Source organism: Pseudomonas sp. GW821-FHT01E05, assembly GCF_059422425.1.
The window spans coordinates 87,311-102,344 of the sequence record NZ_JBWKWW010000006.1 but is presented as its reverse complement, the minus strand read 5'-3'; the positions used below and the strand labels follow the sequence as shown (position 1 = coordinate 102,344).

Annotated in this window: 14 protein-coding genes; 2 read left to right on the top strand and 12 right to left on the bottom strand. The window is 60.2% G+C overall.

The window, feature by feature from the left end; translation table 11 throughout:
- Positions 1 to 6 precede the first annotated feature (6 nt).
- The 7 genes from astA to AC07W5_RS14715 form a co-directional block, all read right to left on the bottom strand.
- Positions 7 to 1,041 (bottom strand): arginine N-succinyltransferase, encoded by a 1,035-nt coding sequence (astA, locus tag AC07W5_RS14745; RefSeq protein ID WP_494991370.1) that lies wholly within the window; start codon positions 1,039 to 1,041, stop codon positions 7 to 9.
- Positions 1,038 to 2,000, bottom strand: a complete 963-nt coding sequence (gene ctlX / locus AC07W5_RS14740; RefSeq protein WP_494991369.1) for a citrulline utilization hydrolase CtlX — start codon at positions 1,998 to 2,000, stop codon at positions 1,038 to 1,040. The genes astA and ctlX overlap by 4 nt, the downstream gene beginning before the upstream one ends.
- 674 nt (positions 2,001 to 2,674) lie before the next feature.
- On the bottom strand, positions 2,675 to 3,154 hold the full coding sequence (locus AC07W5_RS14735) for an Lrp/AsnC family transcriptional regulator (RefSeq protein ID WP_495023681.1): 480 nt from the start codon (positions 3,152 to 3,154) through the stop codon (positions 2,675 to 2,677).
- A 12-nt stretch (positions 3,155 to 3,166) separates the two neighbouring features.
- Positions 3,167 to 3,928: an ABC transporter ATP-binding protein gene (locus AC07W5_RS14730; RefSeq protein WP_495023680.1), complete on the bottom strand. Its 762-nt coding sequence runs from the start codon at positions 3,926 to 3,928 to the stop codon at positions 3,167 to 3,169.
- A 78-nt stretch (positions 3,929 to 4,006) separates the two neighbouring features.
- The gene (locus AC07W5_RS14725) at positions 4,007 to 4,717 is read right to left on the bottom strand and encodes an ABC transporter permease (protein ID WP_494991367.1); all 711 of its coding nucleotides are present in this window, start codon (positions 4,715 to 4,717) and stop codon (positions 4,007 to 4,009) included.
- Complete coding sequence (locus AC07W5_RS14720; protein WP_494991721.1) at positions 4,714 to 5,406, bottom strand: ABC transporter permease; 693 nt, start codon at positions 5,404 to 5,406, stop codon at positions 4,714 to 4,716. Before AC07W5_RS14720 ends, AC07W5_RS14725 begins: the two co-directional genes overlap by 4 nt.
- A gap of 108 nt (positions 5,407 to 5,514) precedes the next feature.
- Complete coding sequence (locus AC07W5_RS14715; RefSeq protein WP_494991366.1) at positions 5,515 to 6,294, bottom strand: transporter substrate-binding domain-containing protein; 780 nt, start codon at positions 6,292 to 6,294, stop codon at positions 5,515 to 5,517.
- A 458-nt stretch (positions 6,295 to 6,752) separates the two neighbouring features.
- On the opposite strand from AC07W5_RS14715, the gene AC07W5_RS14710 reads away from it, so the two are divergent.
- Together AC07W5_RS14710 and AC07W5_RS14705 are read left to right on the top strand one after the other, a co-directional pair.
- Positions 6,753 to 7,859: an enoyl-CoA hydratase/isomerase family protein gene (locus AC07W5_RS14710; protein WP_495023679.1), complete on the top strand. Its 1,107-nt coding sequence runs from the start codon at positions 6,753 to 6,755 to the stop codon at positions 7,857 to 7,859.
- A gap of 3 nt (positions 7,860 to 7,862) precedes the next feature.
- Positions 7,863 to 9,014: an acyl-CoA dehydrogenase family protein gene (locus AC07W5_RS14705; RefSeq protein ID WP_494991364.1), complete on the top strand. Its 1,152-nt coding sequence runs from the start codon at positions 7,863 to 7,865 to the stop codon at positions 9,012 to 9,014.
- Between the two features lie 62 nt (positions 9,015 to 9,076).
- On the opposite strand, the gene AC07W5_RS14700 is transcribed toward AC07W5_RS14705, so the two are convergent.
- From AC07W5_RS14700 to AC07W5_RS14680, 5 genes are read right to left on the bottom strand one after another with little or no spacing between them, the layout of a single operon-like run.
- Complete coding sequence (locus AC07W5_RS14700; protein WP_494991363.1) at positions 9,077 to 9,850, bottom strand: enoyl-CoA hydratase; 774 nt, start codon at positions 9,848 to 9,850, stop codon at positions 9,077 to 9,079.
- Between the two features lie 38 nt (positions 9,851 to 9,888).
- Complete coding sequence (locus tag AC07W5_RS14695; protein ID WP_495013128.1) at positions 9,889 to 11,016, bottom strand: acyl-CoA dehydrogenase; 1,128 nt, start codon at positions 11,014 to 11,016, stop codon at positions 9,889 to 9,891.
- Between the two features lie 9 nt (positions 11,017 to 11,025).
- The gene (locus AC07W5_RS14690) at positions 11,026 to 12,219 is read right to left on the bottom strand and encodes an acetyl-CoA C-acyltransferase (protein ID WP_494991361.1); all 1,194 of its coding nucleotides are present in this window, start codon (positions 12,217 to 12,219) and stop codon (positions 11,026 to 11,028) included.
- Between the two features lie 12 nt (positions 12,220 to 12,231).
- Positions 12,232 to 12,999, bottom strand: coding sequence for an SDR family NAD(P)-dependent oxidoreductase (locus AC07W5_RS14685; protein ID WP_494991360.1), 768 nt, complete (start codon positions 12,997 to 12,999; stop codon positions 12,232 to 12,234).
- Between the two features lie 16 nt (positions 13,000 to 13,015).
- The gene (locus AC07W5_RS14680; RefSeq protein WP_494991359.1) at positions 13,016 to 14,674 is read right to left on the bottom strand and encodes an AMP-binding protein; all 1,659 of its coding nucleotides are present in this window, start codon (positions 14,672 to 14,674) and stop codon (positions 13,016 to 13,018) included.
- Positions 14,675 to 15,034: the final 360 nt, after the last annotated feature.

Here is a 15,034-nt window from a genome sequence, read left to right as displayed (position 1 = left end):
CATTCCCTAGGCCGCCGACCGTTGTTGCGCCGGTACCGCCAGGCTAACCGCCCGCACTGAAGCACCGGCACTCAAGCCCAGGCTTTTCGCTGTTTGCGCATCGACAATTAACGTACCTGCTGCAACTCGCGCCGGCGCAGCGGTGATTCGGCAATTGGCGAACTGGCGGTTGTGAATCAGATAGGGCACTGCGAGTTCACCGGGTGTGCCGATACTCAGCTGCAACACCTGACTATCACGCACCGCACGAATGTCACCGGTGGCGCACTCGATCAGCGGCCCGCCGTCAAAGATATCGATGTAGTCCTTATGGTCGAAACCTTCGGCCTTGAGCATGCCCAACGCCGGTTCGGTATTGGGGTGAACCCGACCGATCACCGAGCGCGCCGCTTCTGGCAGCAAACAGGTTGGCAATGGAAACTTGGGCATCAACTCAGCGATAAAGGTCTTGTTACCCAGGCCGGTCAAGTAGTCGGCATCGGCAAAATCCATCTTGAAGAAATGCCGCCCCAGGCCTTCCCAAAACGGCGAAACACCCTCTTCATCCGAGTAACCGCGCATTTCGGCAATCACCTTCTCACCGAACTTCTCACGAAACTCGGCCAGAAACAGAAACCGCGCCTTGGACAACAACCGGCCATTGAGCCCTTTGCGGTGTCCGGCATGCAGGAACAACGAACACAGCTCCGACTGCCCGGTCATGTCATTACCCAGAAACAACGTCGGCAGCTGTTGATTGATCCCCAGATTCTTCGACGCAGCAACAAACAACCCGAGGCGGTAGTTGTACCAGGGCTCGCGCATGCCCACGGCACCGGCCAGCGCACAAATGCCGACGGCTTCGCCGCTCTCGGTTTCCAGCACAAACAGGTAATCGGCATCCGCTCGTTCGGCCTCGCCGGCGAAGGTTTTCTCCGCCCACTCCAGGCGATGGCGCAAACGCACGGCATCGGCCGGCAAGGTGGTCAAACCGGTGCCCGCACTGTGGGCCAGGGTCAATAATGCAGGCAGGTCAGCCATTGTGGCAGGACGGACGATCATCGCGATTGCTCCTTGGAGGCCAGATGGTTGGACTGATGTTCAGGCAGACGCTCAGGTAGAAAAACTTCCGCCAGCATGCAGCGCGCACTGCCGCCGCCGATGCGTTCGATGGTGTCGATATTCACCGGCAGCGGTGTGGCGTGACGCTCGATCAATCGACGTTGCGTCAAATCCAGCGATTGCCAGGCTGTACGCGACATCACCAGCAAGGGGTCGCCCGCCGCGTTATGGACTTCGAGCATGTTGCCGGCGAACGACTCCAGTTGCTCCCAGCTCAGGGCCATGACCTGTTTGCCGCTGTCCTCCAGCCGAGATTGCAACGCCGAGCGCTCGTTCAGATCGCTGACGGACTCCAGACACACCACGGCGAGGCTGCTGCCCACGCTCATCATCACGTTGGTGTGGTAGATGGCGACGCCCTGACGGTCCACCGCGTTGAACGCGCAGAGCTCATAACCCAGGTGGTCGACCACCTGATTCAAGGCCTGGGCATGGGTGCGAGTGGAATAACCGGCGTAACAAATTCGCTGCTGACGATCGAGAACCATGCTGCCGGTGCCCTCAAGGAACACTTCCTGCTGTTCCAGGCCCGAGAGGTCCAGCATCTGCTCGACCCGGTACTCGTCGCGCAACCACTCCAGTACGCCTTTGTCCCGTTCCAGCCGACGGTTGTGGCCCTGCATCGGGTACAGCACCAAAGTGCCGTCAGGATGGCTGCTCCACCAGTTGTTGGGGAAGATCGAGTCAGGGGTATGCGGCGCTTCGCTGTCGTTGTGCACCATGACGGTGACACCCTGCTCGCGCAATGCGGCGACGTAGCCATCGAACTCTCGCAGAGCTTTGAGCTGCACGTCTTCGGCGAGCGCGGCCTGGCGCTGGAAACGGTTGTTGGCGGCCGTGTCCTGATTGAAGGAGAAACGTGTCGGGCGAATCATCAAAACGGTATTGGTGGTTTGCATGGGCACAGAATCAATGAGGGTTAAGAGGTACTCATTGTCTGGTTTGGCGGGCAGAAAACCCGGCTGATAACGTGGGTGGGTGTGATGGAAATGGCTGAAAGCGAGGGGGTGAGCAGCCGATTCGGCGGGGAAAGATGTGCGCTGGATCGATCGTTCCCACGCTCTGCGTGGTAACGCCTCATCGGACGCTCTGCGTCCGCTTCTGTGACGCAGAGCGTCACGGGCTGCATTCCCACGCGGAGCGTAGGAACGATCTGCAAACCCGGCCGATAACGCGGGTGGGCGTGATGGAAATGGCTGAAAGCGAGGGGGCTGTCAGCCGATTCGGCGGGGGGAAAGATGTGCGCTGGATCGATCGTTCCCACGCTCTGCGTGGTAACGCCTCATTGGACGCTCTGCGTCCGCTTCTGTGACGCAGAGCGTCACGGGCTGCATTCCCACTCGGAGCGTGGGAACGATCTGCAAACCCGGCCGATAACGCGGGTCGGTGTGATGGAAATGGCTGAAAGCGAGGGGGCTGTCAGCCGATTCGGCGGGAGGAAAGATATGCGCTGGATCGATCGTTCCCACGCTCTGCGTGGTAACGCCTCATCGGACGCTCTGCGTCCGCTTCTGTGACGCAGAGCGTCACGGGCTGCATTCCCACGCGGAGCGTGGGAATGATTTCGTAGGGCTTACTCCATCGAAGTCTTGACCATCGCAAGCTCGGGATGGCTGACCAGTTTGTCGATGCGCAAGTCCGGGTCGTCGAACCAGACTTCGGTCAGCACCCGGTAATGCTCCATGTCCCGGCAACGCATACGCAGGCTGTAGTCGAACGCGCCGCTGATCAGGCGGCACTCCAGCACCTGCGGACAGGCACGCACCTTGGCTTCAAACGCCTTCTGCGCCGCCCGCCCGCTCTGGTTCGAAAGCGCCACCAGCACCAGTAACGACAACCCCGGCGTCAGTTTCTTTTCGTCGAGAATCGCCCCATAACCGCGGATAACCCCGAGCTGTTCGAGCTTGCGCACCCGTTCCAGGCACGGCCTGGGAGTCAGGTGCACCCGCTCGGAAAGCTTCTGATAGGTGATACGCCCTTCATGGCGCAGCACCTCAATGATTGCCTGATCGATACGATCAAGCACGATCGACAGATCGCGGATATCCGCCATGTACGTCTTGCCTCACTTCAAACGACCCGATAAAAATTGCTGCAAACGCTCGCTCTGTGGCTGGTCGAGAATCTCTGCAGTTCCCTGCTCCTCAACCCGGCCTTGATGCAGAAACAACACATGACTGGACACCTTGCGGGCAAAGCCCATTTCGTGGGTCACCATCAGCATGGTACGGCCCTCTTCTGCCAGGGCCTGAATCACCTTGAGTACTTCACCCACCAGCTCCGGATCGAGCGCCGAGGTCGGCTCGTCGAACAGCAGAATCTGCGGTTCCACCGCCAGGGCCCGGGCAATCGCCACCCGTTGTTGCTGGCCGCCGGAAAGAAACGCCGGGTACTGTTCGGCCACTCGCTGCGGCAAACCGACTTTGTCCAGATAAGCACGAGCGCTTTGCTCAGCGTCCTTGCGACTGACGCCCAGCACACGGCATGGCGCCAGCATAATGTTTTCCAGAACAGTCAGGTGGCTCCACAGGTTGAAATGCTGAAACACCATGGCCAGACGCGTGCGCAGGCGCTGCAACTGCGCGGGACTGGCAACGCGCATGCCACCGGCTGCCGGCCGCGTCGCGATGACTTCGCCATCCAGCTCGATGGAGCCCTCGTCAGCCCGTTCAAGAAAGTTGATACACCGCAGCATGGTGCTTTTCCCGGAACCGCTGGCACCGATCATGCTCACCACATCGCCTGCACGGGCTTTCAACGAGACGCCCTTGAGCACCTCATTGTCACCAAATCGTTTATACAGATTTTCAACCGTCAGCTTGTACATGAAACACTCCTGGAGCCACACCGCTATCGGCACAGCTCTGGACAGAAAGAATGGAGATGAACAACCGCACGCAATGACTCAGTGAGCCGGACCGAGAAAACTCAGCCAGCGCTTCTCTGCCAGGCGGAATGCACCCACCAGCCCGAAAGACAGCGCCAGGTAAAGCAACCCGGCAATGCCGAACGCCTGGAAAGTCATGAAGGTCGCGGCGTTAGCGTCGCGGGCCACCTTGAGGATGTCCGGAATAGTCGCGGTGAAAGCCACCGAAGTCGCATGCAACATCAGGATCACTTCGTTGCTGTAATACGGCAGTGCCCGGCGCAACGCCGAAGGCAGGATCAGCCGTAAGTACAAACGCCAGCCACTCAAGCCATAGGCGTGGGCCGCCTCGATTTCACCATAGGGAATACTGCGAATCGCCCCGGCGAAAATTTCTACGGTGTAGGCACAGGTATTGAGAGTGAACGCCAGCAAGGTGCAATTCATCGCATCGCGAAAGAAGGCTTCCAGCAGTGGCTGAGAACGGACCACCGCAATGCCGTAGATCCCGCTGTAGCAAATCAGTAGCTGGATATACAGCGGCGTGCCACGAAACACATAGGTGAATAGCTGAACCGGCCAGCGCAGCAGGCCCCAGCGCGAGGTCCGCATGATCGCCAGCGGCAGCGAAAGGAAAAACCCCAGCACGATGCTCACGCAGAGCAACCACAAGGTTATCGCTAACCCGGTGAAGTTGTAGCCGTCACTGAAGAGAAAGGGTTTCCAGTATTCCGAAATCAACTCGATCATCGCGTCATCCCCCGTACGCCTTGGTTGTAACGACGCTCAAGCCCGCGCAGCACATAGTTCGACGCACTGGTGATCAGCAAATACAGCGCCGCCGCCAGCAGCAGGAAATCCAGCATATTAAAGGTGCTTTTGCCGGCCTCCTGAGCGACCTTGACCAGGTCCGACAAGCCGATGATCGACACCAGCGCCGTGGCCTTGAGCAGCACCAGCCAGTTATTGCCAAGGCTGGGCAAGGCGAAACGCATCATTTGCGGGAATACCACGAAGCGAAAACGTTGCCAGCGATTCAAGCCAAATGAAGCACCGGCTTCCTGCTGACCGCGCGGAACGCTGAGAATCGCGCCGCGAAAGGTTTCAGTGAAATAGGCGCCGTAGATAAACCCCAGGGTGATGATGCCTGCCACGAACGGGTCGATCTCCATGTAGGGCCAGCCCAGGGCCTCGGTCAGGCTGCTCAGCCAGCCTTGCAGGCTGTAGAAAATCAACAGCATCAGCACCAGATCGGGAACCCCGCGGATCAGTGTCGTGTAGAACGTCGCCGGCAGGTTGAAGAGGCGCAGCGGTGAAAGCTTGGCTGCCGCGCCGACCAGGCCCATCAGCATGCTCACCAATAGCGACAGTGCAGACAGTTTGAGGGTCACCCAGGTGCCGTGCAGCAACAGAGGGCCATAGCCTTGCAGGGCCGACATATCGAGCCCCAAAAAATGAAGGAAGGTATTCACGCAAGTCACCAGTCTTGAATTGCCACAGCCTGGCGCTGCATCGCACAGGACGATGCAGCGCTGTCGGTGCGAGGATCAGTTGTTGTAGAGATCGAGATCGCCGAAGTGCTTCTTCTGGATCTGCGCGTAGATGCCCTTTTCATGCAGGGCCTTGATGGCGGTGTTGATCATGCCTTTGAGCTCGTCGTTGTCCTGGCGGATGCCGATGGCGATTTCCGACGGTACCAGCGGGTCGCTGATGCCCTGACTGTTCTGGAAGTCGGCACCTTGCGGCGAAGTCAGGAAACTCATCTGCGCTTGCAGCTTGTCCTGAATCGACGCATCGAGACGGCCGTAAACCAGATCCGCGTAGACCTGATCCTGACTCTGGTAGGCCCGCAGTTTCACGCCACCGGGGGCCAGTCTGGCTTTGGCATAGGTCTCTTGAATGGTGCCCTGCATGTAACCGATGACCTTGCCTTTGAGGGATTCGGCGGTGGGTTCAAGACCGGAATCCTTGCGGGTGACGATGGCGGTCGGGCCGGCATACAGGCGGTCGGAGAAATCGATCTGCTTTTTGCGCGCCTCAGTTACCGTCATCGACGACTCGATCGCATCGAACTTGCCGGCCTTGAGCGCAGGAATCAGCCCGTCGAAGTCGTTACTGACCCACACGCACTTGAGCTTCAGCTCGGCGCAGATTGCATTGCCCAGATCCACACCAAAGCCTTGCACGCCACCATCGGCGGTGGTCGATTCGAACGGTGGATAGCTTGGGTTGACGCCAAATCGCAGCTCTTTCCACTCTTTGGCGCTAGCGCCTGCCGAGCAGAACAACAACGCAAGTACCGGTAAGGCCAGCCATTTTTTGTTCATCTTCGTAAGTCCCGATTTATTTGGATTTATCGCGGCCAGGCACACGACCGAGCCACATTTATGGGCAGGAGCAGAGAGTCGATGCGGCATCCACCGCAACAGCGTTCTTATTGTTTTAAACCGGTGCGTCGCCACACCCCCACCCTGAAACCCTTGTCGCAGACGGCTTCAAATGGAACACCAGAATGCCAACAGAATGCTTGGGGCAGGTGTCGTAACGGCCCGCGCAGACAGCCCGGCTATGCTGATAAGCGGTATTCCACAGCCGAATCGGTCGTTTCCGGCACTTACCCGGCGATAACACCCTTCGAAGGGGCGAATGAACAGGGTCATCCTGCAAAAATGCACACCAGACCTGCAGTTATCCGGGTTGTACATGGCAAATTTGCACTGTTACGATCCGGCATCGTTCGCGCGCGAACACTTCTATAAAGAACAATAAAAGCAGGGAGTTAGTGATGACTGCTCAGGTTTCATCCCAGGCGATACGGTCCGTGGATGCCACGCAAAACGAAGTGCTGGCCGAGGTCCGTAACCATATCGGCCACCTGACCCTCAACCGCCCCGCCGGCCTCAACGCCCTCACTCTGGACATGGTCCGCAGCCTGCACCAGCAACTCGATGCCTGGGCCCATGACCCGCAGGTACATGCGGTGGTGCTGCGCGGTGCCGGTGAAAAAGCCTTTTGTGCCGGTGGCGATATCCGCACGCTGTATGACAGCTTCAAAAACGGGCAAACCCTGCACCAGGACTTCTTCGTCGAGGAATACGCCCTCGACCTGGCCATCCATCAGTACCGCAAACCGGTGCTGGCGCTGATGGACGGTTTCGTCCTCGGCGGTGGCATGGGTCTGGTGCAAGGCGCGGATCTGCGGGTAGTCACCGAACGCAGCCGTCTGGCGATGCCGGAAGTGGCCATCGGTTATTTCCCGGATGTCGGCGGCAGCTACTTCCTGCCACGCGTTGCGGGCGAGCTGGGGATCTACCTGGGCGTCAGTGGCGTGCAGATCCGCGCTGCCGACGCGCTCTACTGTGGATTGGCCGATTGGTACCTGGAAAGCGACAGGCTGAGCCTGCTGGACCAGCGCCTCGATCACCTGGAGTGGCACGAAACACCGCTCAAGGACCTGCAAGGTCTACTGGCTGCCCTTGCCGTGCAGCAACTGCCCGACGCACCGTTGCACGCCTTGCGTGGGGCCATCGACCACTTCTTCGCCCTGCCCGATGTGCCGAGCATCGTCGAGCAATTACGCGAAGTCACGGTCGCCGACAGCCACGAGTGGGCCCTTGCCACTGCCACTCTGCTGGAAAGCCGCTCGCCGCTGGCGATGGGCGTAACCTTGGAGATGCTGCGGCGCGGTCGCCAGCTGAGCCTGGAAGAGTGCTTTGCCCTGGAACTGCATCTGGACCGTCAGTGGTTCGAACGTGGTGACCTGATCGAAGGCGTGCGCGCCTTGCTGATTGATAAAGACAAGAACCCGCGCTGGAACCCGCCGACCCTGCAAGCCCTCGATGGCGAGCATGTCGCGAGTTTCTTCAGCGGTTTCGACATGAGTGGGAGCTGAGCCATGCACGACCTTGAATTGAGTGAAGAGCAAGTCATGATCCGCGACATGGCCCGGGACTTTGCCCGCCGTGAAATCGCGCCCCACGCCCAGGCGTGGGAAAAGGCTGGCTGGATCGATGATGCGCTGGTGGCGAAGATGGGCGAGCTGGGTTTGCTCGGCATGGTGGTCCCCGAGGAATGGGGCGGCACCTATGTCGACTACGTCGCCTACGCCCTCGCAGTGGAAGAAATCTCCGCTGGCGACGGCGCGACGGGTGCCTTGATGAGCATCCACAACTCGGTGGGCTGCGGGCCGGTCCTCAACTACGGCACTGAGGAGCAGAAACAGACCTGGCTGGCGGACCTGGCCAGCGGACAAGCCATCGGCTGCTTCGCCCTGACCGAACCCCAGGCCGGCTCCGAGGCCCATAACCTGCGCACCCGCGCCGAGCTGCGCGACGGCCAGTGGGTGATCAATGGCGCCAAGCAATTTGTCAGCAACGGCAAACGGGCCAAACTGGCTATCGTCTTCGCAGTCACCGATGCGCATCTGGGCAAGAAAGGCCTGTCGGCGTTTCTGGTGCCCACCGACACCCCGGGCTTTATCGTCGACCGAACTGAACACAAGATGGGCATCCGCGCCTCCGACACCTGCGCCGTGACCCTCAACCAATGCACCATTCCTGAAGCGAACCTGCTGGGTGAGCGCGGCAAGGGGCTGGCGATTGCCCTGTCCAACCTTGAAGGCGGTCGTATCGGCATCGCCGCCCAGGCCTTGGGCATCGCCCGTGCGGCATTCGAAGCGGCGCTGGCTTATTCGCGCGATCGGGTGCAGTTCGACAAGCCGATTATCGAGCACCAGAGCATCGCCAACCTGCTGGCGGACATGCACACCCGTTTGAATGCCGCCCGCTTGCTGATCCTGCACGCGGCGCGTCTGCGCAGTGCCGGCAAACCCTGCCTGTCCGAAGCCTCACAGGCCAAGCTGTTTGCCTCGGAGATGGCCGAAAAGGTCTGCTCTTCGGCCATTCAGATCCACGGTGGTTACGGCTATCTGGAGGATTACCCGGTAGAACGCTTCTACCGCGATGCGCGGATTACGCAGATCTATGAAGGGTCGAGCGAGATTCAGCGAATGGTGATTGCGCGAGAGTTGAAGAACTATCAGATCTGAAGGCTGAAACCGGGAACCTGATCGTTCCCACGCTCTGCGTGGGAACGATCTTCGACGCTACATCACTTACCCTTGAACTGCGCCTCGCGCTTGGCGATAAACGCGGCCATCCCTTCTCTGCGATCTTCAATGGCGAACGCCGCATGGAACACCCGGCGTTCGAAACGCACGCCTTCGGACAGGCTGACTTCAAAAGCGCGGTTCACGCTTTCCTTGACCATCATCGCAATCGGCAGGGATTTGCCAGCAATCACCGCTGCAACTTTCAGCGCTTCATCCAGCAACTCATCCACCGGTACGATGCGCGCCACGATTCCGGCGCGCTCGGCTTCCACCGCATCGATCAAGCGCCCGCTCAGGCACATTTCCATCGCCTTGGCCTTGCCCACGGCGCGGGTCAGACGCTGGGTGCCGCCCATACCCGGCAATACACCGAGGTTGATTTCCGGCTGGCCGAATTTGGCGTTATCGCCGGCCAGAATGAAGTCGCACATCAGCGCCAGCTCACAGCCACCACCGAGGGCGAAACCGGCCACCGCGGCGATGATCGGTTTGCGACGGTTGGCCACTCGGTCGCTGTCGCTGAACAGATCGTCGAGGTAGATCTGCGGATAGGTCAGCTCGGCCATTTCCTTGATGTCGGCACCCGCGGCGAAGGCCTTCTTCGATCCTGTGAGCACGATGCAGCCAATCTCGGGGTTGGCTTCCAGGCCGTCCAGCGCCTGGTTCAGCTCACTGACGATCTGCGCATTCAGCGCATTCAGGGCTTGCGGGCGGTTAAGCGTGATCAGGCCAACCCGGCCCTGAACTTCCAGCAAAATCGTTTCATAACTCATGAATGGGCTCCTGCCTTAGAAAGAGTAGAGATACTGAGTCAAAGATTGCGTGAAATGACCATGCGCTGAATATCGCTGGTGCCTTCGTAAATCTGGCAGACGCGCACGTCGCGGTAAATGCGTTCCAGCGGAAAGTCGTTCAGGTAGCCATAGCCACCGAGGGTTTGCAACGCCGAGGAGCAGACCTTTTCAGCCATTTCCGAAGCGAACAGCTTGGCCATCGACGCCTCCACCAGCGCCGGTTTGCCGCTGTCACGCAGGGCCGCCGCGTAATGCACCATCTGCCGGGCGACAGCGATCTGTGTGGCCATGTCCGCCAGGCGGAAAGCCACGGCTTGATGCTCGATCAGCGTCTTGCCGAAACTTTCCCGCTCGCGGGCGTAATCGCGCGCGGCTTCAAAAGCTGCGCGGGCCATGCCCACCGATTGCGAGGCAATACCCACACGCCCGCCTTCGAGGTTGGCCAGCGCGATTTTGTAGCCTTCACCCTCCTCACCCAAGCGGTTGGCGACCGGTACTTTCACGTCTTCGAAAAGAATCTGGCAGGTGTCCGACGCGTGCTGACCGAGCTTGTCTTCGATCCGCGCGACCTTATAGCCAGGCGAATCGGTGGGGACGATAAACGCGCTGATACCGCGCTTGCCGGCACTCGGATCAGTCACTGCAAACACAATCACGATGCCGGCGTTTTGCCCGGAGGTGATGAACTGTTTGCAGCCGTTGAGTACGTAGTGATCACCGTTCAAGCGGGCACGGGTTTTCAGGCTGCTGGCGTCGGAGCCGGCCTGGGGTTCGGTCAAGGCAAAGGCACCCAGCATCGCGCCGCTGGCCAATGGTTTAAGGAATTGCTCTTTCTGTTGATCGTTGCCGAACTTGAGGATCGGCACGCAACCCACCGAGTTGTGCACACTCATGATGGTCGAGCAGGCGCCGTCACCGGCGGCGATTTCTTCCAGGGCCATGGCGTAGGCCAGGTAACCAGTGTCGCAACCGCCCCACTGCTCCGGCACCAACATGCCGAAAAAGCCCAGTCCGGCCATCTCGCCGATGGCTTCCTTGGGGAAGCGATGTTCACGGTCCCACTCGGCGGCGAACGGTTTCAGCCGTTCCTGGGCAAACTGCCGGGCCGCGTCGCTGATCTGTAGTTGTTCGTCAGTCGGGAGCATAAAGATTCCTTAGTACAGGACTTCAACAGCCATGGCCGTTGCTTCGCCGCCACCGATGCAGATGGCCGCCACGCCGCGATGCAGGCCTTTCTGGCGCAGGGCCGAAAGCAGCGTCACCAGAATCCGCGCACCGGACGCACCGATCGGATGGCCCAGGGCGCAAGCGCCACCGTGTACGTTGACCTTCTCATGGGGGATTTCCAGTTTGCTCATGGTCACCAGACTGACCACCGCAAAGGCTTCGTTGACTTCGAACAGTTCGACCTCGTCCAGCGACCAGCCGGTCTTGTTCATCAGTTTCTTGATCGCACCCACCGGTGCCACCGGGAACAGGCCCGGCGTATCGGCAAACGCCGCATGGCCGTGAATCACTGCCAGCGGTTTGAGGCCACGTTTTTCAGCCTCGGAGCGGCGCATCAATACCAATGCCGCAGCGCCGTCGGAAATCGAACTGGAGTTGGCAGCAGTGACCGTGCCGCCTTCGCGGAACGCCGGTTTCAGCCCGGTAATCTTGTCCAGTTTGGCCTTTGGCGGTTGCTCATCGTCGCTGATCAGCTTCTGCTCCTTGCCGACCATCACCTGCAACGGCACGATCTCGGCGGCGAAACTGCCGTCTTTGATCGCCTGTTGGGCACGAGTCGTCGAAGCAATGGCAAATTCGTCCTGAACTTCGCGGCTGAAGCCGTTGGCTTCGGCGCAATCCTCGGCAAAGGTGCCCATCAGGCGGCCCTTGTCGTAAGCATCTTCCAGACCGTCGAAAAACATATGGTCGATGACCTGGCCATGGCCCATGCGCAAGCCACTGCGGGCGCGGTCCAGCAGATAGGGTGCGTTGGACATGCTTTCCATGCCACCGGCCACCACCACCTCGGCGCTGCCGGCCAGCAGCATGTCGTGGGCCAAAATGGCTGCCTCCATACCGGAACCGCACATTTTGTTCAGCGTGGTGCAGCGGGTCGACTTGTCGAGCCCGGCGCCCAGCGCCGCTTGCCGTGCGGGCGCCTGACCGAGACCGGCCGAGAGCACGCAACCGAATAACACTTCTTCCACCGCGCCAGGTGCAACACCGGCGCGCTCGACGGCAGCGCGGATCGCAGCGGCACCCAGTTGCGGTGCGCTCAGGCTTTTCAGTTCACCCTGAAAACCGCCCATCGGGGTGCGGACGGCACTGACAATAACAATCGGATCGTTGGTAATAGTCATGATAAATCCTCCTTACTTGGCGGCCATGCGCAAGGCACCGTCGAGACGGATCACCTCACCGTTGAGCATGCTGTTTTCAATAATATGCCTAACCAGCGCAGCGTACTCCGAAGGTTTGCCCAGACGCGGCGGGAACGGAACGCCAGCGGCGAGAGAGTCGCGCACTTCCTGGGTCATGCCGGCCATCATTGGGGTTTCGAAGATCCCCGGAGCGATGGTCATCACCCGAATTCCGTAGCGCGCCAGCTCACGGGCGGCGGGCAAGGTCAGGCTGGCAATCGCGCCTTTGGAAGCGGCATAGGCTGCCTGACCGATCTGGCCGTCGAAGGCGGCGGCCGAGGCGGTGTTGATGATCACACCGCGTGAACCGTCGGCATCGGCTTCGCCGTCGGCAATGGCCGCGGCTGCCAGACGCAGCAGGTTGAAGCTGCCGATCAGGTTGACGTTGATCACCTGGCTGAAACTGGCCAGCGCATGAGGGCCGTTCTTGCCGAGAATCTTCTCGCCGCGCACCACGCCCGCGCAGTTGACCAGCCCGTGCAACCCGCCAAAGGCTGCGACCGTTGCCTTTACCGCAGCCTCGGCTGCCGCTTCCTGACAGATATCGGCCACGACGCTTTGCGCCTGTGAACCGAGCTTTTGCGCTTGGGCCGCCACGGCGTCGGCGTTCAAATCCACCAGCATCACCCTGGCACCAGCGGCCACCAGCATCTCAGCCGTAGCGGCGCCCAAACCGGACGCGCCGCCGCTGACGAGAAAAACCTTATTTTCGATCTGCATCGTTGTTTCCTTGGGTTCAAGCCTTGTGAGCCACGGCCTCTTGAGCCTTGGCGATTTCCTGATTGCGCAAGATAAAGCGCTGCAACTTGCCGCTTGGGGTTTTCGGCAGTTCGCTGACAAATTCGATTTCACGGGGGTACGAGTGCGCCGCCAGGCGCTTGCGCACGTGCTGGCGCAGCTCTTCGGCCAGCTGCGGCGCGGCACGGTATTGCGGGCTGAGCACGACAAAGGCTTTCACCAGCTCGGTGCGTTCCGGGTCGGGTTTTCCGATCACCGCCGCCTCAACCACCGCCGGGTGTTCAATCAGTGCGCTTTCCACGTCGAACGGGCCGACCCGATAACCCGAAGTGGTGATCACGTCATCGCTGCGGCCGACGAAGCTGATGCTGCCGTCCGGGTTCAGCTCCACGGTATCGCCGCTGAGGTAGTAGTTGCCTACAAATGCCTTGGTCGGCGCACCTTCATAGCCGGCGAACCAGCACATCGGTGACTGGGTGCGATCAATCGCCAGAATGCCCGGCTGCCCGGCCGGCAGCTCCTGGTAGTGATCATCGAGCACCACAATTCGGTGCCCAGGCGAGGCGAAACCTGCCGAACCGACATGCACCGGATGCTCCAGACCGTGGTGATTGCACAGCACCATGCCTAGCTCGGTCTGGCCGTAATGGTCGTGGATGACCACCCCCAGGTTATCGGCGAACCAGCGAATCACTTCCGGGTTCAGCGGCTCACCGGCGCTGCTGACGATACGCAGCTTGCCCTTGATCGAGCGGGCGAACTCATCACCGCCGGCGATCAGCAAGCGATACGCCGTCGGCGAACCGGTCAGGTTGGTAATGCCGTATTTGTTGATCACCCGGCAGGTGCTTTCCAGGGTGAACGGACCATCGTAGAAGGTGATCGGATGGCCCATGGACAGCGGGCCGGTAACGCCGAAATAGATGCCGTAGGCCCAACCCGGATCGGCAACGTTCCAGAACGCGTCTTCCGGGCGCAGGTCCACCGCATCACGGGTATAGCTCTGAAACGCGACAATCGCCTTGAGCGGTACGGCCAGCGCTTTGGACGGACCGGTGGTGCCCGAGGTGAACATCAGCAGGAAAGGATCGTCGCCGCTAAGCAGGACTGGCTCGCAGTCGGCCGAATAGTTGGCTTGCTCGGCCCAGAAACTGAAGTCGCCGCGCACGATGCCCTGGCCCTTGGGCCCGCCCACGGTGACGATGGTCGGGCAGCCGGTCACTTCGGTGAGTTTGGAACGGTTAGCGGCGTCGGTCACCACCAGCGCTGCACCGGAGCTGCTCAGCCGATGCTCGATGGCTTTGGGGCCGAAGGCGGTAAACAACGGCTGGTAGACCGCGCCAATGCGCCAGGTGGCGAAGACTGTAATTAGCAACTCAACGTTACGCGGCAAGAGGCCTGCGACTTTGTCGCCCTTCTTGACGCCTTGGGCCAGCAGAAAGTTGGCGAAGCGCGCGGCCTTGTCCTGCAATTCGCTGAAGGTGTAGGTCGCACTGGTGCTATCGCGGCCCTCCCAGAACAACGCAATACGTCCCGGCAAGGCATGCCGGTCGCAGCATTCGACGCACGCATTGAGCCCCGCCAGAGTGCCCTTCAGGGCTTCATCGACAGTGTGTTGATAATCGAATTGTGCAGTGGCAGACAAGTAATCGCGCATCACCAGAATCCCTCGGTCTTTTTATTAGTAGGAACCGTGAAAAATCCTGGAAATACTCGCTCTGTGTGGGGTGCTGGGCAATGGTCAAAGCTATCAAGTTACGTGACTGGTTTGGCCAAGATTTGAAGGATTGATCGTTCCCACGCTCTGCGTGGGAATGCCTCACCGGACGCTCCGCGTCCGCTTTGGCAGTGACGCGGAGCGTCACGGACTGCATTCCCACGCGGGAGCGTGGGAACGATCAAGGTCTAAGGCCAAGTGCTGCGTCCTACCCCGCCTCATGGGATCGTTCCCACGCTCTGCGTGGGAATGCCTCACTGGACGCTCCGCGTCCGCTTTGGCAGTGACGCGGAGCGTCAC

What these genes read in the sequence shown, in the direction of transcription:
- astA (WP_494991370.1), bottom strand. Translation starts at nt 1,041, where the DNA reads ATGATCGTCCGTCCTGCCACAATGGCTGACCTGCCTGCATTATTGACC.
- ctlX (WP_494991369.1), bottom strand. Translation starts at nt 2,000, where the DNA reads ATGCAAACCACCAATACCGTTTTGATGATTCGCCCGACACGTTTCTCC.
- AC07W5_RS14735 (WP_495023681.1), bottom strand. Translation starts at nt 3,154, where the DNA reads ATGGCGGATATCCGCGATCTGTCGATCGTGCTTGATCGTATCGATCAG.
- AC07W5_RS14730 (WP_495023680.1), bottom strand. Translation starts at nt 3,928, where the DNA reads ATGTACAAGCTGACGGTTGAAAATCTGTATAAACGATTTGGTGACAAT.
- AC07W5_RS14725 (WP_494991367.1), bottom strand. Translation starts at nt 4,717, where the DNA reads ATGATCGAGTTGATTTCGGAATACTGGAAACCCTTTCTCTTCAGTGAC.
- AC07W5_RS14720 (WP_494991721.1), bottom strand. Translation starts at nt 5,406, where the DNA reads ATGTCGGCCCTGCAAGGCTATGGCCCTCTGTTGCTGCACGGCACCTGG.
- AC07W5_RS14715 (WP_494991366.1), bottom strand. Translation starts at nt 6,294, where the DNA reads ATGAACAAAAAATGGCTGGCCTTACCGGTACTTGCGTTGTTGTTCTGC.
- AC07W5_RS14710 (WP_495023679.1), top strand. Translation starts at nt 6,753, where the DNA reads ATGACTGCTCAGGTTTCATCCCAGGCGATACGGTCCGTGGATGCCACG.
- AC07W5_RS14705 (WP_494991364.1), top strand. Translation starts at nt 7,863, where the DNA reads ATGCACGACCTTGAATTGAGTGAAGAGCAAGTCATGATCCGCGACATG.
- AC07W5_RS14700 (WP_494991363.1), bottom strand. Translation starts at nt 9,850, where the DNA reads ATGAGTTATGAAACGATTTTGCTGGAAGTTCAGGGCCGGGTTGGCCTG.
- AC07W5_RS14695 (WP_495013128.1), bottom strand. Translation starts at nt 11,016, where the DNA reads ATGCTCCCGACTGACGAACAACTACAGATCAGCGACGCGGCCCGGCAG.
- AC07W5_RS14690 (WP_494991361.1), bottom strand. Translation starts at nt 12,219, where the DNA reads ATGACTATTACCAACGATCCGATTGTTATTGTCAGTGCCGTCCGCACC.
- AC07W5_RS14685 (WP_494991360.1), bottom strand. Translation starts at nt 12,999, where the DNA reads ATGCAGATCGAAAATAAGGTTTTTCTCGTCAGCGGCGGCGCGTCCGGT.
- AC07W5_RS14680 (WP_494991359.1), bottom strand. Translation starts at nt 14,674, where the DNA reads ATGCGCGATTACTTGTCTGCCACTGCACAATTCGATTATCAACACACT.